This is a genomic window from Streptomyces sp. NPDC001933 (assembly GCF_042890955.1).
GTDB lineage: Bacteria > Actinomycetota > Actinomycetes > Streptomycetales > Streptomycetaceae > Streptomyces.
The window spans coordinates 66958-85994 of sequence record NZ_JBIASS010000016.1 but is presented as its reverse complement, the minus strand read 5'-3'; the positions used below and the strand labels follow the sequence as shown (position 1 = coordinate 85994).

Annotated in this window: 17 protein-coding genes and 1 riboswitch; of the genes, 7 read left to right on the top strand and 10 right to left on the bottom strand. The window is 71.8% G+C overall.

Annotated features, from left to right (window positions below; genetic code table 11):
• Positions 1 to 28 precede the first annotated feature (28 nt).
• Positions 29 to 194, top strand: a riboswitch (cyclic di-AMP (ydaO/yuaA leader).
• A 7-nt stretch (positions 195 to 201) separates the two neighbouring features.
• Positions 202 to 1344, top strand: coding sequence for an NlpC/P60 family protein (locus tag ACFYY7_RS31995; protein ID WP_388667343.1), 1143 nt, complete (start codon positions 202 to 204; stop codon positions 1342 to 1344).
• A 60-nt stretch (positions 1345 to 1404) separates the two neighbouring features.
• On the opposite strand, the gene ACFYY7_RS31990 is transcribed toward ACFYY7_RS31995, so the two are convergent.
• Entirely contained in the window at positions 1405 to 1758 is a 354-nt protein-coding gene (locus tag ACFYY7_RS31990; RefSeq protein ID WP_266730282.1) for a hypothetical protein, read from the bottom strand.
• 320 nt (positions 1759 to 2078) lie between these two features.
• Between ACFYY7_RS31990 and ACFYY7_RS31985 the strand changes: the two genes are divergently transcribed.
• Positions 2079 to 3140 (top strand): NlpC/P60 family protein, encoded by a 1062-nt coding sequence (locus ACFYY7_RS31985; protein WP_388667342.1) that lies wholly within the window; start codon positions 2079 to 2081, stop codon positions 3138 to 3140.
• Positions 3141 to 3279: 139 nt separating this feature from the next.
• The gene (locus ACFYY7_RS31980) at positions 3280 to 4041 is read left to right on the top strand and encodes a GNAT family N-acetyltransferase (RefSeq protein ID WP_388667341.1); all 762 of its coding nucleotides are present in this window, start codon (positions 3280 to 3282) and stop codon (positions 4039 to 4041) included.
• A gap of 31 nt (positions 4042 to 4072) precedes the next feature.
• On the opposite strand, the gene ACFYY7_RS31975 is transcribed toward ACFYY7_RS31980, so the two are convergent.
• Complete coding sequence (locus ACFYY7_RS31975; RefSeq protein WP_259932479.1) at positions 4073 to 4768, bottom strand: response regulator transcription factor; 696 nt, start codon at positions 4766 to 4768, stop codon at positions 4073 to 4075.
• Complete coding sequence (locus ACFYY7_RS31970) at positions 4752 to 6050, bottom strand: ATP-binding protein (protein WP_266730285.1); 1299 nt, start codon at positions 6048 to 6050, stop codon at positions 4752 to 4754. Before ACFYY7_RS31970 ends, ACFYY7_RS31975 begins: the two co-directional genes overlap by 17 nt.
• Before the next feature lie 169 nt (positions 6051 to 6219).
• Here ACFYY7_RS31970 and ACFYY7_RS31965 point away from each other — a divergent pair, with 169 nt between their 5' ends.
• Positions 6220 to 7560, top strand: coding sequence for a PspC domain-containing protein (locus ACFYY7_RS31965; protein ID WP_388667340.1), 1341 nt, complete (start codon positions 6220 to 6222; stop codon positions 7558 to 7560).
• Positions 7547 to 7810 (top strand): hypothetical protein, encoded by a 264-nt coding sequence (locus ACFYY7_RS31960; protein ID WP_351255674.1) that lies wholly within the window; start codon positions 7547 to 7549, stop codon positions 7808 to 7810. Before ACFYY7_RS31965 ends, ACFYY7_RS31960 begins: the two co-directional genes overlap by 14 nt.
• On the opposite strand, the gene ACFYY7_RS31955 is transcribed toward ACFYY7_RS31960, so the two are convergent.
• From ACFYY7_RS31955 to guaA, 5 genes are all read right to left on the bottom strand, one after another.
• Positions 7717 to 8256: a DoxX family protein gene (locus tag ACFYY7_RS31955; RefSeq protein ID WP_388667339.1), complete on the bottom strand. Its 540-nt coding sequence runs from the start codon at positions 8254 to 8256 to the stop codon at positions 7717 to 7719. The genes ACFYY7_RS31960 and ACFYY7_RS31955 overlap by 94 nt on opposite strands.
• A 164-nt stretch (positions 8257 to 8420) precedes the next feature.
• Positions 8421 to 9689 carry a hypothetical protein gene (locus ACFYY7_RS31950; RefSeq protein ID WP_388667338.1) on the bottom strand — a complete coding sequence of 423 codons (1269 nt, stop codon included), beginning with the start codon at positions 9687 to 9689 and terminating at the stop codon, positions 8421 to 8423.
• A 134-nt stretch (positions 9690 to 9823) separates the two neighbouring features.
• Complete coding sequence (locus tag ACFYY7_RS31945) at positions 9824 to 10594, bottom strand: class II aldolase/adducin family protein (protein WP_388667337.1); 771 nt, start codon at positions 10592 to 10594, stop codon at positions 9824 to 9826.
• 112 nt (positions 10595 to 10706) lie between these two features.
• Complete coding sequence (locus ACFYY7_RS31940; protein WP_388667335.1) at positions 10707 to 11312, bottom strand: Uma2 family endonuclease; 606 nt, start codon at positions 11310 to 11312, stop codon at positions 10707 to 10709.
• A 114-nt stretch (positions 11313 to 11426) separates the two neighbouring features.
• Positions 11427 to 13022: a glutamine-hydrolyzing GMP synthase gene (guaA, locus tag ACFYY7_RS31935; protein WP_388667333.1), complete on the bottom strand. Its 1596-nt coding sequence runs from the start codon at positions 13020 to 13022 to the stop codon at positions 11427 to 11429.
• Between the two features lie 364 nt (positions 13023 to 13386).
• Here guaA and ACFYY7_RS31930 point away from each other — a divergent pair, with 364 nt between their 5' ends.
• The gene (locus ACFYY7_RS31930; RefSeq protein ID WP_388667331.1) at positions 13387 to 13722 is read left to right on the top strand and encodes a chorismate mutase; all 336 of its coding nucleotides are present in this window, start codon (positions 13387 to 13389) and stop codon (positions 13720 to 13722) included.
• A gap of 688 nt (positions 13723 to 14410) precedes the next feature.
• Entirely contained in the window at positions 14411 to 15445 is a 1035-nt protein-coding gene (locus ACFYY7_RS31925; protein ID WP_388667329.1) for an LAETG motif-containing sortase-dependent surface protein, read from the top strand.
• Between the two features lie 83 nt (positions 15446 to 15528).
• On the opposite strand, the gene ACFYY7_RS31920 is transcribed toward ACFYY7_RS31925, so the two are convergent.
• Together ACFYY7_RS31920 and ACFYY7_RS31915 are read right to left on the bottom strand one after the other, a co-directional pair.
• Complete coding sequence (locus tag ACFYY7_RS31920) at positions 15529 to 17358, bottom strand: GMC oxidoreductase (RefSeq protein WP_388667327.1); 1830 nt, start codon at positions 17356 to 17358, stop codon at positions 15529 to 15531.
• Between the two features lie 50 nt (positions 17359 to 17408).
• A complete protein-coding gene (locus tag ACFYY7_RS31915) occupies positions 17409 to 19037 on the bottom strand; it encodes a succinic semialdehyde dehydrogenase (protein WP_376317338.1) in 1629 nt (542 codons plus the stop codon).

Below are 19037 nucleotides of genomic sequence, written 5' to 3'. Positions count from 1 at the left end.
GTACCCCCTTGAGGCGAACCACGCCGAGCGGGCGCCTCCGCCGAATCCGGGCTGCCCCCACGGGAGTTCGGAACCGGGGACCCATACGCAGTACCGGGGTGAATCGGTCCATATCCCCCACTCGGACCGTAGGGCAGCCTTCCGTTCCGCCCGAACCCGACAGCTAACCCGGTAGGCGGTCCACGGAAGGAGATGCCGGCCTTGGCATCCCATCGCAAGCCGCGCACCCGGGTGCGCACCACCGCACCGGCCATCGGTCTCACCACGGCGGCCCTGGCGTCCGTGACCCTGCTCTCCACGCAGAGCGCGGTCGCCGCGCCCGACCCGAAGCCCAGCGTCGAGGACGTCCAGAAGAAGGTCGACGACCTCTACCGGCAGGCGGGCACCGCGACCCAGCGGTACAACCAGGCGAAGGAAGCCTCCGCCGCCCAGCGCGCCAAGGTCGACGCCCTGCTGGACGACGTCGCGAAGCGCGCCGACAAGCTCAACGACGCCCGCAGGACGCTCGGCACCTACGCGGCCGCGCAGTACCGCAACGGTTCCATAGCGCCGAGCGCCACGTTCTTCCTGGCCGACGACCCGCAGTCGTACTTCGACCAGAGCCAGCTGATGGACCGGATGACCAGCCGGCAGCAGAAAGCGATCACGGATTTCCGTACGCAGCAGGCCAAGGCGGCCAAGAAGCGCGCCGAGGCGGTACGGAGCCTGGAGACGCTGACGACGACGCAGGCCACGCTGCGCACCAGCAAGCAGGACGTCCAGACGAAGCTGGGCGAGGCACGCACGCTGCTGTCGAAGCTCACCGCCGAGGAGAAGGCGCGGCTCGCGGAGATCGAGCGCAAGAAGGAGGCGGAGGCGAAGCGCAAGGCCCAGGAGCTGGCGAAGCAGCAGTCCGCCGCGAAGGCCGAGGCGGACCGCAAGGCCGAGGAGGCCGCGAAGGAGCCGGGGAGCGGCAGCGGCGCGGGAACGGGCACCGGCTCGGACAGCGGCGCCACCACCAAGGCGGAGCAGGTCCTCGCCTTCGCCAGGGCCCAGATCGGCAAGCCGTACGTCTGGGGCGCGACGGGCCCGGCGTCGTACGACTGCTCCGGGCTCACCCAGGCCGCGTGGAAGGCGGCGGGGGTCGACATCCCGCGCACCACCTGGGACCAGGTCGAGATCGGCACCCGGGTCGCCACGGCGGACCTGCGGCCGGGGGACCTCGTCTTCTTCTACGACGACATCAGCCACGTCGGCATCTACAAGGGCGACGGGATGATGATCCACGCGCCGAAGCCCGGGGCGAACGTGCGCGAGGAGTCGATCTACTACATGCCGATCTACGGCAGCGTGCGGCCCGCGTAGCGGGCCTCAGCACGCCGCGCCGCCCCGGTGTCCGGGGCGGCGCGGTGCGGTACGGCGGGATCAGACCCAGAGGGTCGCGATGAAGATGTTGAGGAGCGTCAGCCCGCCCACCGCCGCGAAGGCGCCCTTGTCGACCTTCTCCTCGTCCCGCTTGATGTAGACGAGCGCGAGGACGACGATCAGGACCAGCATCTTGACGCCGATCTTGATGTTGTTGACGTGGTTGCCGTCGGCCTCGTTGAGCCCGACCAGTGCGACACCGGTGACCAGCATGGTCAGCGCGCCGTGCAGCATCGCCGGGACGAACCGGGCCGTGCCCGCGCCCATCGCCTTCATCTGGGTCAGGAAACCGCCCAGCAAGGAGGCGATACCGATGATGTGCAGGGCGACGAAGACATGAATGAGTACGTCCATGAGCCGCAGCCTAGCCCCGGCCACATCACCGCCCGGAGGGCAGGTGCGCCTTCGCTGCTCCCCGGCCACTTCACTCGCGTCTGTACCAATTGCCTGACTCTGGCGTAATTTTTCCGATCGTTCGACGACAGCGCCGCGCCAAATTCGGACAATAAGCGTCATTACGACTCCTGCCCGTGCCCCGGGTTTAGCGTCGCTGACCAGACGGCCGGATCGCCGCCGCTCCGTACGCGGACGGTGCACCGGTCGCCCCGCCGAGAGTTGTGGCGGGCCCGCCGGTATCCCCCGGCGGGCAGTCGTCAGGAAGGACGCACGCCCTCGTGGCAGCGCATCGAAAACCCAAGCAGCGCTTGTACACCGGCCCTGCTGCCCGCACCGCGGCGACCCTCGCCCTCACCGGGGCCGCCACCGCCGCCGCCCTGCCCGGCCCGGCGCACGCCGACCCGCAGCGCACCCCCGCCCAGGTCAAGGCCGAGGTGGACCGGCTGTACCACGACGCGGAGGTCGCCACCGAGCAGTACAACGGCGCGAAGGAGAAGGCGACCGCCGCCGAGCACGCCCTCGACACCCTGCGCGACGAGGCCGCCCGCCGGACCGATCGCCTCAACGCCTCGCGCGACGCACTGGGTTCGTTCGCCGCGGCGCAGTACCGCGCCGGCGGCCTCTCCACCTCCGTGCAGCTGGCGCTCTCCTCCGACCCCGACCAGTACCTGGAACGGGCGTCGTACGTGGACCGCATCGGCGACCGCCAGGCCGCCGCGCTCGCCAAGGTCCGGCGTCAGATCGCCCAGATCGCCACGCTGCGCTCGCAGGCCGAGGGGGAGCTGGCCACGCTCACCTCCCGCCGGGCCGAGCTGAAGAAGCACAAGGCGACGATCACCACCAAACTGGCGGAGGCACAGCGGCTGCTCGACCGGCTCACCCCGCCCGAGCGCACCGCCTACGAGAACGCCGGCCACGGGTCGGCCGACGGCGCCGGTTCCGCCGACCGCGCCGACCGCTCCGCAGCGCGCGGCCCCGTCCGCGCCCCGAACGCCCGCGCCGCCGAGGCCGTCGCGTTCGCGTACGGAGCGCTCGGCAAGCCGTACGTCTGGGGCGCCACCGGCCCCTCCTCGTTCGACTGTTCCGGGCTCACCCAGGCCGCCTGGCGCTCCGCCGGTGTCTCGCTCCCCCGGACCACGTACACCCAGATCAACGCCGGGCAGCGCGTATCGCGCTCCGAACTCGCCCCGGGCGACCTGGTGTTCTTCTACTCCGGCATCAGCCACGTCGGGCTGTACATCGGCAACGGGCAGATGATCCACGCCCCGCGCACCGGGTCACCGGTCCGGATCGCGCCGATCGACCAAATGCCCTTCGCCGGGGCCACCCGGGTGGCATAGGCTCCCGTCTCCGGTCCGGGTCGGCCCGCCATCGGATCAGCGCGCCCTCGGTCCGACCCACAATCGGAGCAACCGCCTTCGGGCCGGACCGCCGTCGGACCGGCTCGCCGTCGCCCACCCGGTCGGAGGACCACCCCACATGCCCATGGACGCCGAGGTCCAGAACCACGCCCGTACGCTCGCCCAGCGCTCCCCGGACCACCTCCGGGTCGGGCCCTTCACGGTGCGTCACAACCCCAACTGGTCACTCAAGTACGCCAATTACGCCATACCCGACCAGGACGCCGATCCGACGCCCGCCGATCTCGACGCGCTGGTCGCGGCGTTCCGCGAGCACGACCGGCTGCCCCGGCTGGAGTTCCTGCCCGGCACGGCGCCCGCGGTCGAACCCGCGCTGCTCGCCGCCGGGTTCACCGTCGAGAACCGGGCCCCGATCATGGCCTGCGCACCGGACGACCTGCTGACGCCGAAGCAGGTCGACTCCCTCGCGATCACCGAGCCGGCCACCGACGCCGAGCTGGCCGCCGCCGCGCTCGTCCAGCACCACGGATACGGCGGCACCGGCGAACCCGAGGCCGGTGTGGCGGACTGGCTGCGCACCGCGGCCCGGGACGGCGGGGTCGCCGCCCTCGCCATGGTCGACGGCGTACCGGCGGGCGCGGGCGGCTGCTCCGTCCCGGTCGACGGCCTCACCGAACTGGCCGGTCTCGCCGTCGCCGACGCCTACCGCCGCCGCGGCATCGGCGCCGCGCTCTCCGCCCATCTGACCGCGACCGCCTTCGGGCGCGGCTGCCGGGTGGTGTGGCTGGAGCCGGGCGACGCCGATGTGGAGCGGATCTACGCGGGCATCGGCTTCCGCAGGATCGGCGAGAAGCTGAACATCTCGCTCGAACCGGCCTGACGCGACCGCCGCCCGACGCCCGCCGGCGTACTCAGACCAGCCGCCGGGCCGTCGCCCACCGGGTCAGCTCGTGGCGGTTGGACAGCTGGAGCTTGCGCAGCACCGCCGAGACGTGCGACTCGACGGTCTTCACCGAGATGAAGAGCTGCTTGGCGATCTCCTTGTAGGCGTAGCCGCGGGCGATCAGCCGCAGCACCTCGCGCTCACGCTGGGTGAGGCGGTCCAGGTCCTCGTCGACCGGCGGCGCGTCGGTGGAGGCGAAGGCGTCGAGGACGAAGCCGGCCAGCCGGGGCGAGAAGACCGCGTCGCCGTCCTGGACCCGGAAGACCGAGTCGACCAGGTCGGTGCCGGTGATGGTCTTGGTGACATAGCCGCGGGCGCCGCCGCGGATGACGCCGATGACGTCCTCGGCGGCGTCCGACACGGACAGCGCCAGGAACCGCACCGGGTTCTCGACCGCTCCCATCAGCGGGGCGCAGCGGCGCAGCACCTCGACGCCGCCGCCGCCGGGCAGGTGCACGTCGAGCAGGACGACCTCGGGGCGGGTCGCCGTGATGACGGTGACCGCCTGGTCGACGTCGGCGGCCTCGCCGACCACCTCGACGCCGGTCTCCTCGGTGCGGCCGATCTCGGCCTGGACGCCCGTGCGGAACATCCGGTGGTCGTCGACGAGCACGACCCGTACCCGGCGCTCCGGGCCCCCGGTCGCCTCAGTGGTCTTGGTCATCGCTCGCCCTCTCCATCTCCAGCTCGACTTCCGTACCCCCACCGGGCACCGAACGCAGCCGCGCCGTACCGCCGTTGCGCTGCATCCGGCCGATGATCGATTCTCGTACGCCCATTCTGTCCCCCGGTACGGAGTCCAGGTCGAATCCCGGACCCCGGTCGCGGACCGAGACGAAGACCGTGCGGCCCTCGACCTCCGCGTAGACCTGCACGGCACCGCCCTCGCCACCGTACTTGGCGGCGTTGACCATCGCCTCGCGCGCGGCCTGCATCTGTGCGGCCAGCTTCTCGTCCAGCGGGCAGTCGCCGACGACGACCACCTCCAGCGGGACGCCGTGCTTGTCCTCGACCTCGGCGGCGGCGCGCTTGACCGCCTCGGCGAGGGTCTCGGGTTCGTCGTCCTCGTCCTTGCCGGTGCCCTCGGGGTTGTACAGCCAGTTGCGCAGTTCGCGTTCCTGGGCGCGGGCGAGCCTGCGGACCTCGCCGGCGTCCTCCGCGTTGCGCTGGATCAGGGTGAGGGTGTGCAGCACCGAGTCGTGGACGTGGGCGGCCACCTCGGCGCGCTCCTGGGCCCGGATGCGCATCAGGCGTTCCTCGGAGAGGTCCTGGGTCATGCGGACGAGGTAGGGGCCGGCCAGCAGCGCGATGCCGGTGAGGACGGCGATGGCCGCGGTCATGACGTTGCCGAGCTGGGCCGCGGAGCCGCGCACCACCATGAAGACGGCCAGGCCCAGGCCGACCAGGGCGACCCCGGCGAGGCCCCGGGCCAGGTGCAGCACCCGGCGGCGGCTGCCGACCTCCATCCAGCGGGCGCGCCGGGCGTTGTCGGCCTGCCGCCACACCAGTACGGAACCGGCGCCGATCAGCAGCGTGGGCCAGATGTAGCGGTTGGCCCCGCTGCCCATGTCGACGTTGCCGACGAAGATCATGGCGCCGAAGAGCAGCGCGATCAGGGCGAAGACCTGGCCCCGGTCGGGTTTGCGGAGCCGGCGGCTGCCGTCCGGGGCGGTCTCGAAGACCGAGCGCGGTGCCTCGACGCCGCCGACGCCGAGCGGGACGACGATCCAGAACACGGCGTAGAGCAGCGCGCCGAGGCCGTCCGCGAAGAAGAGGCCGAGGAAGACGAACCGCACCCAGACGACGGGCAGCCCGAGATGCCCGGCGAGGCCGCGCGCGACGCCGCCCAGCAGCCGTCCGTCGGCGCTGCGGTACAGCCTGCGCAGCGGCGGCTCCTCCGGAGCGGGGTTGCGGGAGCTGGCGGCTCGGGTCGTGGCGGCTGGCATGCCCCGATCGTCACATGTCCGTACGGGTGGAGGCATCAGGGTCGGCCCCCGAATCGACCCTGAGAGCCCGGGGCCGGGATGGCCCCCAGGGGTGCGGCGGGCCAATATCAGGGATCGGCCAGGGTCGGCTCGGGTCCCGGACGGGCTCCCGGCCCGTCACCATGGAGCCATGACCGTTCCCCAGGACACCGCCCCCGGTGTCGCTCCGCCCCCCGAACCGGCCCCGCTGCTGCGGCGCAGTCCGCAGCACAAGGTCGTGGCCGGGGTGTGCGGCGGGCTCGGCCGGTACTGCGACGTCGACCCGGTGATCTTCCGGATCGTGCTCGGTGTGCTGTCCGTGACCGGCGGCATCGGGCTGATCTTCTACGGCTTCGCCTGGCTGCTGGTCCCGGTGGACGGCGAGGAGGAGAACGAGGCGCGCAGGCTGCTGTCCGGCCGGGTGGAGGGGGCGTCGCTGATCGCGGTGCTGCTCGCGCTGATCGGCTGCGGTCTCTTCCTGTCGATGCTGGGCAACGGCGGCACGCTGGCGTTCTCCGCGATGCTGTCGCTCGCGGTCGTCGGCTTCGCCGTGTGGACGCAGCACCGCAGGACCGCGGCGCCCGAGGACCCGCTGCATCCGGCGACCGCGCAGGCGGTGGCGGACGCGCCCCCCGAGGTGAAGGCGCCGCCGACGCCGGGCAGCCCCTCGTGGTGGCGGGACCCGATCGTCAAGGACGGTACGACGGGGCCGGTGGGCGCGGGCTATCTGTGGGGTCCGGCCGACGCGGTGGTCCCGCCCCGTGCGGCACGCCCCGCGGGTGCCGCGCCGAAGGATCCGTTCCGCACGCCCCGGCGGGAGGCCGGCACCAGGGGCCCGACCTCGATCGGCGGTGTGGTGTTCCTGTTCGCGCTGATCGCGGGCGGGCTGGGCACCTCGCTGAGCTGGGAGTCCCAGCCGCTCGGTACGAGCCTGCAGTTCGGCCTGGCCGCCGCGCTCGCGGTGTTCGGGCTCGGCATGCTGGTCAGCGCGTTCCTGGGGCGGACCGGGTTCGGCACGGTCATGCTGTCGATGGTCACGGCCGTCCTGCTGGCGTGCGCCTCCGCGCTGCCCAAGGACATCTCGACCCAGTGGGTGCGCGAGGGCTGGCGCCCCGCCTCGGTGGCCGCCGTCCAGCCGCGGTACGAGCTGGGCACCGGGGTGGCCCGGCTGGACCTCACCGGGATCGAGGTGCCTCGGGGCGAGACCCTCGCGACCGAGGTGGGCGTCGGGGCCGGCCGCGTGGTCGTGGTCGTGCCGAAGGAGGTGACGGTGAAGGTGGACGCGCGAGCGAGCCTCGGCGACATCACCCTGCCGGTCAGCCGTCCCGGCGCGGCCCCGGCCACCGAGGCGCCGGTCGACGTGGACATCAGGCCGTCCCAGAACGAGCACCGGACGCTGCCGCCGTCCCCGGGCAGCAGGCCGGCGGGCACGGTGGAGCTCACTCTCGAAGTCGGCATCGGACAGGTGGAGGTCACCCGTGCTGCGTCATGAGATCCGTCCGGGGCGGGCGGTGGCGGGCCTCGTCATGCTCGCGCTGGCGGCGGGATACGCGGCGGACGCCGCGGGGGTCTGGGACGCCCCGTGGGTGTTCTTCTTCCCGCTGTTCTTCGGCGGCCTCTGGCTGGCCGCCACCGCGACCTGGGTGAACTACCGGATCCGTCGCCGCCGTGACGCGAGAAAGGCGTCCGCGGAGAACGCCGCGGCCCCGCCGAGCAGCAGCGGCAGCCAGGCCATGAGGTAGACCAGGTCGTTGCCGAAGTAGTACGGCGAGACCTGCCAGCTCACGGTCAGCCACAGGCTCAGCGAGATCAGCGCCCCGCCGAGCGCGGCGAGCCGTGCCCACAGCCCAACGAGGGTGCCGAGGCCGACGAGGAGTTCGCCGATGGCGATGGCGTACCCGAAGGCGCCGGGGCTCTTCAGCGCGAGGTCGACGAGGGCCGGGATCGCGGACGAGTCGCGTACCGCGTGCAGGGTCTCGCCGATGGAGCCGGCGCCGCTCGCCCGGAAGAAGCCGCTGTCCGTGAGCTTGTCGAGCCCGGCGTAGACGAAGGTCACGCCGAGGAAGATCCGCAACGGCAGCAGGGCGTGCTCCCGCGCCAAGTCCTTGAGCCCTCTCGACTCACCCAGACCCCGTACGTTCGTGCCCCGTACGTTCGTGCCCCGTACGTTCGTGCCGTATCCCTGCATGTGCCTGCACCGCCTTCCGTAGACCCGTCACCTGACGATACGTAGACAGGAACCGGGCTGCTCAACCGGTGGGTCACCCGGCCGGATTCCACCGCCGGCCGGGGCGGTCGCGGGGCCATGGGGCCCGGAAGCCGCGAGGTCCTGCAGCGGCAGGGGCCCGGCGGTCAGTCCGTCACATCGATCTCGACCCGGTTCGTCTCCACCCCGGCGGCGGTCACCACCTGCACCTCCACCACCCCCGGTTCGACCTCCACCGGCACCGGCACGGTGAGCACACCGTCCGTCGGGTTGGCGAAGCCTCCGGCGACCGGGATCAGCGGCACATGCACATGGACCCGGCCGATCCGGACGACCAGGCGGGCCAGCCGCTCCGGGGTCCCGGCGCCGGGCGGCACGAAGCCCGCGCCCCGGATCTCGATGTCGTCGCCGGTGCGGACCGGCGCGTCCAGGTCCCCGGCCTCGCGGGCCCGGACCACCGAGAGGATCACCGGCCGCCCGCCCTCCGCGTACTTCCCGGCGAAGTAGGCGAGCGCCGAGACGGTCACCAGCAGCGCCAGGCCCCAGGGCAGGTCCGGCAGCTGCTCGGGCCGGCGGGCGAGGCGGACCGCGGCGAACAGCACGGCGACGGTGCTCACCAGCACGTACTGCACATCCGTGAAGCTGCCCCGCCCGGAGTCGTCGGTGAGCAGATCGGCGGCACGCGGCCGGACGGCCCGCAGCTTCTGGAGCCGCCCGGACAGCGTCCGTACGGTCACCACCCGGCGTACGACGACGGCGACGGCGCAGACCAGCGCGAGCACCGTCACCACCCCGGCGCCCCGGGCCAGGTCCAGCCCCTCGATCAGCTCGTCCCGCTCGCCGTGGCCGGAGGCGCCCGCCAGCTGGAGCGCCAGCACCAGTACGGAGAAGACCGCGAGCAGGACCCATGAGGCGGCGACCGCCCGGGAGGTGGAGAGCCGGTGGTCCTCGCCGATCAGCGGGGCGAGGAGGCCGCCCCGGGCGCGGTGGACATGGGCGGCGCCGGTCAGCAGGCCCGCGGTGACGAGCCCGGCGACCAGCCCGGCCGTGCGGGCGTTGGTCCAGCCCGCTCCGATGGCGGTAAGGGCCTCGCCGATGACCAGCAGGGCGACGCCTGCCCACACCGCGATCAGGGTGCGCCGCCAGACCCGGTACAGCCATGCCTCGCCCGCCTCCCGGCCCCGTTCGGCGACGGTCCTGGCGGACTGGGTCAGCTCGTCCGAGACCCACTGCCGGGTCGCCGAGGCGGACTGGGCGACCCCGGGCGGCAGCCCCTGCCCGGCGGCGAGTTCGTCCCGCTTGGCCAGGAACGCGGCCACCGCGCGCCGGTGGCCCTCGCGCGCCCCGTGCGGGCAGTCGCCGCACGTGCAGCCGCCCCCGTGCGTGCTGCCCGCCCTCGCCTCGTCCAACGCCACTGGGAACGCCGCCCTTTCAACCCCCGGTACAGCCAACTCTGCTGTGATTGCTGCGAATTGTGCCGTACGACGGGGCTCCGGACCGCATCGGGGCGACCCCTGGGCGGCGACCGCCCAAATGTGCGACCGAATCGTCAGAACGCGCGACTGATCCGGCGCCACAGGGGCTGGTAGTTGATCCAGGCCACCAGGTCGCTGCCCAGCTGTTCACGGGTGGCGAGCGCGTCCGGGTGCTCGATCAGCACCGGCTTCCCGGCCGCCCGCGCGGCCAGCTGCACCTGGCAGGAGCGCTCCAGCGCGATGAACCACCAGGCGGCCGCGTCGACCGAATCACCGACGGTCAGCAGCCCGTGGTTGCGCAGCACGATCGCCTTGTGCCCGCCGAGCGCGGCGGCGATCCGACGCCCCTCCTCCTCGTCCACGACGACCCCGGTGTACGCGTCATAAAGGACGTGGTCCTCGTAGAAGGCGCAGGATTCCTGGGTGATCGGCTCGATGAGCTCGCCGAGCGCGGACAGGGCCCGCCCGTGCACGGAGTGGGTGTGGGCGACGGCCACGACGTCCGGGCGGGCCCGGTGCACCTGCGCGTGGACGGCGAACGCGGCCTGATTGACGTGGTGGTGCCCCTCGACGACCTGGCCCTCGCCGTTGACCAGGATCAGTTCGTCCGGCGCGAGCCCGGCGAACGGGGCCCCGAAGGGGTTGACCCAGAAGCAGTCGGAGAATTCCGGGTCCCGCGCGGTGATGTGCCCGGAGACGCCGTCCTCGTACCCGTACTCCCCGAACAGCCGGAGCGCCCCGGCCAGCCGTTCCTTGCGGTATGCGCGCTCGTCGGCCACGGATTCGTGGACGGGCGGCATCGCGAAGTGGAGCTGGTCCACGGGTATGGGTGTGGGCTCGGACATGGCGGCTCCTCGTGGCTCCCAGGACGTACGGGATCGGAAGTTACCGCCGGTTGCCGCAAGTGGCCAGGGGTGCGAGGGGACGGCCGGCTGCGGGGCCACCCCCTCGCGTCGCCTATCGCCGCCGCTCGTTGATCGCGGTGAGGTCGATTTCGAGGGGGAAGGGAACGTCCAGCTTCAGCTTGTTGTGGTGGATGCCCGTGGGTGTGTAGGCCTTCAGCGCCGGATCGAGCTCGTACACGTACACGATGGGCAGACCGTCCGCGCCCGCCTCCACCCTCCAGAAGTGCACGACCCCGGCAGCTGCGTACTTCCGGGGCTTGACCTCCCGGTCCCTGTCCGCAGACTCTTCCGAGACGACCTCCACCGCCAGGATCACGTCCTCCGGCCTGAGCGATGTCTGCTTGGGACCGGTATCCGCCCCCAGCGGCACCACGAGTACGTCCGGCTCCGGCCGGTTCCGGCTGTCCAGTCTGACGCTGAATTCGCGAAAGACATCGAAATCGTCCGGCGCCTGCTCAAGGAGGGAATTCTCCAGCAGACGCATCGTCCGCATGTGAAACCTGGTCTGCGGACTCATGAAGACGAGACTCCCGTCGATCAGCTCAGTGCGCCGCGGCAGATCCGGAAGCCGGTCGAGATCGTCCGCGGTCCAGCCCTCGGGCGGGGGGACGGGGTAGTTGTACTTCTCGTCCAGCTCATATTCGGGTGCGGCACTCATGATTGCTCCCATGGGGCAGAGTCTCGTCTCCACAGCCAGCGTACCCAGCTCATACGACGATGCCGCCGCCCAAACGAATGAGCGACGGCATCGGCATTGACCTTGCGGGAGGGGTCACTCCCACTCGATGGTGCCCGGCGGCTTGCTCGTCACGTCGAGCACGACGCGGTTGACGTCGGCCACCTCGTTGGTGATGCGGGTCGAGATCCGGGCGAGGGTCTCGTAGGGCAGGCGCGACCAGTCGGCCGTCATGGCGTCCTCGGAGGAGACCGGGCGCAGGACGATCGGGTGGCCGTAGGTGCGGCCGTCGCCCTGGACGCCGACCGAGCGGACGTCGGCGAGCAGGACCACCGGGCACTGCCAGATGTCGCGGTCCAGGCCGGCCGCGGTCAGCTCCTCGCGGGCGATGGCGTCGGCATCGCGGAGCAGGTCGAGCCGCTCCTTGGTGACCTCGCCGACGATCCGGATGCCGAGGCCGGGGCCGGGGAACGGCTGGCGCTGGACGATCTCCTCCGGCAGGCCGAGCTCCTGGCCGACCATGCGGACCTCGTCCTTGAACAGCTGGCGCAGCGGCTCGACGAGCGAGAACTCGATGTCCTCGGGGAGGCCGCCCACGTTGTGGTGCGACTTGATGTTGGCGGTGCCGGTGCCGCCGCCGGACTCGACGACGTCCGGGTAGAGGGTGCCCTGGACGAGGAAGGCGACTTCCTCGCCGTCGGCGGCGCCCTCGGCGACGATCTCGGCCTGGGCCTGCTCGAAGACCCGGATGAACTCGCGGCCGATGATCTTCCGCTTCTGCTCGGGGTCGGAGACCCCGGCCAGCGCGGCCAGGAAGCGCTCCTCGGCGTCGACGACCTTCAGCTGGACTCCGGTGGAGGCCACGAAGTCCTTCTCGACCTGCTCGCTCTCGCCCTTGCGCATCAGACCGTGGTCGACGTACACGCAGGTCAGCTGGGAGCCGATGGCCTTCTGAACGAGGGCCGCGGCGACCGCCGAGTCCACCCCGCCGGACAGGCCGCAGATGGCGCGCTTGGTGCCGACCTGCTCGCGGATCAGCGCGATCTGCTCCTCGACCACATTGGTCGTGGTCCAGGTGGGCTCGATGCCGGCGCCCCGGTAGAGGAAGTGCTCCAGGACCTGCTGGCCGTGCGTGGAGTGCAGGACCTCGGGGTGGTACTGGACGCCGTAGAGCTTCTTCTCGTCGTTCTCGAAGGCGGCGACCGGTACGACGTCGGTGGACGCGGTGACGGTGAAGCCCTCGGGGGCGGCGGAGCAGGCGTCGCCGTGCGACATCCAGACCGACTGCTCGGCGGGCGTGCCCTCGAAGAGCGTGGAGCCGGTCTTGGAGACGGTGAGCGGGGTACGGCCGTACTCGCGGGCACCGTTGTCGTCGACGGTGCCGCCGAGCGTGGTGGCCATCAGCTGGAAGCCGTAGCACATGCCGAAGACCGGGACCCCGGCCTCGAACAGCGCACGGTCGAGCGACGGCGCGCCCTCGGCGTACACCGAGGAGGGGCCGCCGGACAGGATGATCGCCCGGGGGTTCTTGGCCAGCATCTCGGCCACCGGCATGGTGGACGGAACGATCTCGCTGTAGACCCGGGCCTCACGGACGCGTCGGGCGATGAGCTGGGCGTACTGCGCGCCGAAGTCGACAACCAGAACCACGTCGGTGGTGGTGTCGGGGGCGGCGGGGGGTGCTGCTGGCACGGGCGGCCTTCCGGCGGTGAAGGGGGGCGAAAAGGGGGGTCTGTTCTGTCGATTCTACCGGGGCCGCGGAGTCCGCCGTCGTCCCGCTCGTGCTCGGATGTGGGGCCACCGCCTCCCGGACCCGGCGTCTCAGCATCCGGGCGCCGTGTTGGTCCGCCCACGGCGACCGGGCCATACTGGTTCCATGCTTCAGCACACGACCTTCGTCTTTACCTATGGCATCCGGCCCGCCGGCTGCCATGGTCGTGCTGCTTGATCCCACCGACAAGCAACGTTCCAGGCGCCCCGGGCCGAAAGGCCCGGGGCGCCTTGGCGTTACGGACCGGCCGGCCTCGGGGACCACACCCCACGAGGAGTCACCACCATGACCAGCACCGCCCCCACCAAGAGCACCGCCCCTGCGAAGAGCACCGCCACGAAGACCGCCGCCGAGAAGACCGGCGCGGGCACCGAGGAGGCCGCCGCGCTGATCGATGACGCGCGGACCCGGATCGACACCCTCGACGACCGGATCATCGGGCTCGTCCAGGAGCGGATGGCCGTCTCGGCGGTCATCCAGGAGGCCCGGATCACCTCGGGCGGCCGCCGGATCAACCTCGCCCGCGAGATGGAGATCCTGGGCTCGTACCGGGACGCGCTCGGCAGGCCCGGCACCTCCCTCGCCATGACGCTGCTGGAGCTGTGCCGCGGCCGGGCGTGACACCCCGCGGGCCGGGGGTACTCCGGCGTATCCCAGTTCGGGCCGACTCTCACCCGTACGGCGCGTGACCGGGTCCGGCGCGGCTTCGTTGGTCCCGGTGTCCGTGCCAGCCAGGGGCGGCTCTGGAAAGAAACCACGCGTGGCTCCGCTGGTGCGTGTGGCGTACCGCAGGTACGCCGTGGGACCGCGCTCCAGCGTGCGTGACCGGTCGGCAGGGGACAGCAGCCCGGTCACCCCAGGAAACGGCCGGCTCCGGGGACGCCCGGGGCCGGCCGTTTCCGTTCGAGATCCGGTCGGCCTGTCTGCTTGAGCGGTCGGCCTGTCTGCTTGAGCAGCAGTCGAACCGTCTGCTGCTCAATATGCGGTCGAACCGTCTGCTGCTCAGCATGCGGTCGAGCCCTCTGCGCGATGCGGGCCGCGCCCGGCACCGACGTACGAGGTCCCGGCATACGAGGGCTCCGCCGGCCGAATCCCGGTCCGCGGGGCCCTTTCCCTTACCTGCCCACGTCAGGCGCGCCCCGGGGACGTGAGGGGCGTCACATAAAGGTTCTGTGAGTATCCGGACAACCATTGCGGCGGACCACGGGTCAACCATGCGGAACCACCGGCCCCGCTAGTGCTGCCGCACGGCGGGCCCGTCCCGATACCCGTATCGCTCATCGCGGTACGCCGGACTTCTGAGGTCACCATGAAGCTTCGCCGAGCCCTGGCGCTCGCCGCCGCCACGGCAGTCATCGCGCCTGCCACGCTCCTGGCCTCCACCGCCGCGTTCGCCGAGACCACGGACGGCACCGCTGCCGCCGAGACCACCGTCTCGCCCTCGCCCAGCGACTCCGACTCCCCGGCGACCGAGCCGGCCCCGTCCGCCTCCGAATCCTCCTCCGCCCCTGCGGAGGAGCCCGGCGAGCCCGGTCCCGGCGAGGAGTCCGAGTCCGCCGAGGGCTCCGCTCCGGACCCGGACGAGGCCGTCGGCGCGACCCCGAGCGATTCGGCGAGCGCCTCGTCGTCCGCCTCCGCGTCCGCCTCCGCCACCCCGTCGGAGTCCGAGGACCCGGAGGAGCCGACGGAGTGCGCCAAGTCCGACCTGGACATCTCCATCACCGGCCTGCCGGGACAGATCGTCCGGGGCAGCGGCTGGCACAAGTTCAAGATGAACGTCTACAACTCCTCGAAGTCCACCGTGAAGGAGATCGACTACTTCGCGGGCGCCTCCTCCGACAAGGCGGGCAACGACCTCTTCCGCTCGAAGCAGGTCAGCCTCCAGGCCCTGGACCAGGAGACCGGTAAGTGGGAGGAGCTCAGCGAGGACGGCCGCGCGGTCGGTTACGTGGGCCAGTCCGACGAGATCCCCGCGGGCTACGAGGTCGACATCCCGCTGCGCATCAATGTGAAGCCGACCGCCCCCGTCGGCGCCGGTTTCACGCTCGGTGCCGGTCTGTACGTGGGCGACAAGGACTGCATGGGCGTCAGCGACGTCGCGTACAAGTTCAAGATCGTGAAGTCCGGCGGGGGCGGCTCGGTGCCGCAGACCGGTGGCAGTGCCCCGGTCCCGGCCACGAAGCCGGCCGACAACACGGCGGGCAAGGTGTCCGGCAGCCTCGCGGAGACCGGTTCGTCCTCCGCGCTGCCGGTGTTCGCCACCGCGGGCGGCGCGGCCGTGGTGCTCGGCGCGGGCGCGATGTTCATCGTGCGGCGCCGCAGGAACGGTGACGCCGGCGTGTGACGCGTCCGCTCACCGTGAGCGTGAGGGGCTGCACTCGGAGGGGGGTGCAGCCCCTTTCTGCTGCGCGTCCACTACGGCTTCCACTACGGCTTCTTCTTCGGCGGGACGGCCGGCAGCCCGAGGAACGGCAGCTTCAGCGCGCCGAACGCATCCTTCGGCACCGCCGGTGACCGCGGTTCGACCGCGGTCAGCCGCTCGTACTCCTCGCCCTGCGCCGGACGCGGGTCCGCCTCGCCCTTGTTGGGCCAGAAGGACATCGCGCGCTCGGCCTGCGCGGTGATGGTGAGCGACGGGTTGACGCCGAGGTTCGCGGAGACCGCCGAGCCGTCGACGACCGAGATGCCGGGGTGTCCGTAGAGCCGGTGGTACGGGTCGATCACCCCGTCCTCGGCGGTGGCGCCGATGGGGCAGCCGCCGAGGAAGTGCGCGGTGAGCGGGGTGCCCATCAGCTCGCCCACGTTCGAACCCGCGAATCCGTTGATCTCCTCGGCGAGCAGCGTGGCACTGCGCGTCGCCGCCTCGATCTGGGTCGGGTTGGGCGCGCCGTGCCCCTGCCGGGCGGTGAGCAGGCCCTTCCCCACGCCGCCCGGCTTGCGGTACGTCGTCAGGGAGTTGTCGAGCGACTGCATGACGAGCCCGATGATGGTCCGCTCCGACCAGCGGCGGTTGGAGAGCGACCGGGCCGCGAGCGTGGGGTGCTTGACCAGTTCCAGCAGCCACCTGCGCACCCGGTGCGCGCCGTACGGCACCTGGAGGATGGTCAGCGCGCCCATCGAGTTGGAGCCCTTGCCGTAGCGGACCGGCTCGATGTGCGTGTTCTCGTCCGGGTGGATCGAGGAGGTGATGGCGACACCGCGGGTGAAGTCGGCCCGCGCGGTCCCGTGCTTCTTGCGGTAGCGCCGGTCGCTGGTCTGCGAGCCGACCAGGCCCTCGGAGTTGGTGCGGGTCAGCTCGCCGAGCCGGGACGAGATCCGGGGCAGCAGGCCGGTGTCCTTCATCCGGTGCAGCAGTGTCTGGGTGCCGTACGTGCCCGCGGCGACGACGACCCTGCGGGCGGTGAACGTGCGGCCCTTGCCCTTCTTCCGGTTGTCGGTGGGGAGGGTCTTGACCGCGTAGCCGCCCGTGGAGTTCTCGGTGACCGCGACGACCGAGGTCATCGGGTGGACGACCGCACCGGCCTTCTGCGCGAGGTGGAGGTAGTTCTCGTTGAGGGTGTTCTTCGCGCCGTGCCGGCAGCCGGTCATGCATTCGCCGCACTCGGTGCAGGCCTTGCGGGAGGGCCCCGCCCCGCCGAAGAACGGGTCGGCGACCTCGCCGCCCGGCCGGGCCTTCGCCGTGCCGTCGCCGTCCTCGCCGTCCCCGAAGAAGACGCCCACCGGCGCCATGTGGAACGTGTCGCCGATGCCCATGGCCTGCGCGGTCGCCTTCAGGTGGACGTCCGACGGGGTCATGGTCGGGTTGAGCCGGACCCCCAGCATCCGCTTGGCCTGGTCGTAGTACGGGCCCAGCTCCTCGCGCCAGTCGGTGATGTCCTTCCACTGCGGGTCCTCGAAGAACGGCGCGAGCGGCTCGTACAGGGTGTTGGCGTAGTTCAGCGAACCACCGCCGACGCCCGCGCCGGCCAGCACCATGACGTTGCCCAGCAGGTGGATGCGCTGGATGCCGTACAGGCCGAGCGTCGGGGCCCACAGGAAGTTCTTCAGGTCCCAGGAGTTCTTGGGCAGTTCGGACCGGGTGAAGCGGCGGCCCGCCTCCAGGACCCCGACCCGGTAGCCCTTCTCGGTCAGCCGCAGCGCCGACACCGCACCGCCGAAGCCCGAGCCGACGACCAGCACGTCGTAGTCGTACGCGGCGTTGTCGTCGGCCGTTTCCGGGCCGGCGGGCCGATTCTGGGCAGGGCTGTCCTGGGACATGGCTCTCCTCGGTGCGAAACGGGCGGAAAGGGCTGCGGTACCACCGGTGTTCAGCGCAGGCGGAACGCCTTCATCGCCTTGAGGCTGACGCTCATGAACGCCGCGTACTTCTCGTCGTCCATGCCGAAGGACGGGGCGAGCGGCATCAGCCGCTGCTGGGCGACGGTCTGTGCCTCGGTGTACTTGAGGATGCCCTCGGAGCCGTGCCGTCGGCCGAGGCCGGATTCCTTCATGCCGCCCATCGGGGACTGCACGCTGCCGTACGCGGGGGCGTACCCCTCGTTGATGTTGACGGTGCCGGTGCGCAGCCGGGCGGCGACCTGGTGGCCGCGCCTGGAGTCCTTGGTCCAGACGCTGGAGTTCAGGCCGTAGGGGGTGGCGTTGGCGAGGGCGACGACCTCGTCCTCGTCGGTGAAGCGGTAGATGGAAACGACCGGGCCGAAGGTCTCCTCGCTGCACACGGCCATCGGTGCCTCGACGCCGTCGAGGATGGTCGGCTCGTAGAACAGCGGGCCGATGTCGGGGCGGGCGACGCCGCCCGCGACGAGCTTGGCGCCCTTCTCGACGGCCTCCGCGACGTGCCGGGTGACGGTCTCCAGCTGGCGCTCGCCCACCAGGGAGCCCATGTCCGCGCCGTAGGCGAGGGAGTTGCCGAGCCGCATGGCCTTCGTGCGGGCGGCGAAGCGGGCCACGAAGTCGTCGGCGATCGACTCGTGGACGTACAGCCGCTCGATGGAGATGCAGAGCTGGCCGGCGGAGGAGAAGCAGGCGCGGACGGCGCCCGCGGCGGCCTTCTCCACGTCGGCGTCCTTGAGGACCAGCATGGCGTTCTTGCCGCCGAGCTCCAGCGAGACGCCGACGAGCCGGGCCGCCGCGCCCTGCGCGACCTCGCGGCCGGTGCGGGTGGAGCCGGTGAACGAGACGTAGTCGGCGTGCTTGACGACCTCGGGGCCGACGACGGGGCCCTCGCCGAGGACGACCTGGAAGACCTCGGCGGGCAGTCCGGCCTCGATCAGCAGGTCACGGGCCCACAGCGCGGTCAGCGCGGTCTCCGTGTCGGGCTTCATCACGACGGCGTTGCCGGAGACGAACGCGGGCAGCGCGTCGCCGACGGACAGTTCGAGCGGGTAGTTCCACGGCGCGATCTGCCCGATGACGCCGCGCGGCTGGCGCAGCTCGGTGACCTTGGTGAGGGTCGGTACGACCCCGGTGTGCCGCTTCGGCTTCAGGTACGAGCCGGCCCTGCGCCCGTAGTGGCGGGCCGCGACGGCGACGGCCTGCACCTCCTCGTGGGCGTGCAGCCGGGCCTTGCCGGTCTCCAGCTGGATGAGGTCGAGCACCTCGGCCTGGCGGCTGAGCACCAGGTCGTGGAAACGGAGCAGCACGGCGGCCCTGGCGCGTACGGGCGTCGCGGCCCAGGCGGGCTGGGCGGCACGGGCCCGCTCGAAGGCGCCCGCCACGTCCTCGGGGGTGGACTCCGGCAGGTCGGCCAGCTTCTCCCCGGTGAAGGGGGTGTGGTTGGCCGTGCGGCCCGAGCCGGCCACGCCCCGGGTCAGCTGGGCGATCACCTCGGGAGTCACCACATCGGCGGCGGTGCGTACGCCCGCGGGCGCGGCGGCCACCGGGTTGGTGCCGACCGGGGCTGCGGAGGTGGATGTGGAGGCCTGCGAGTCCGTCAT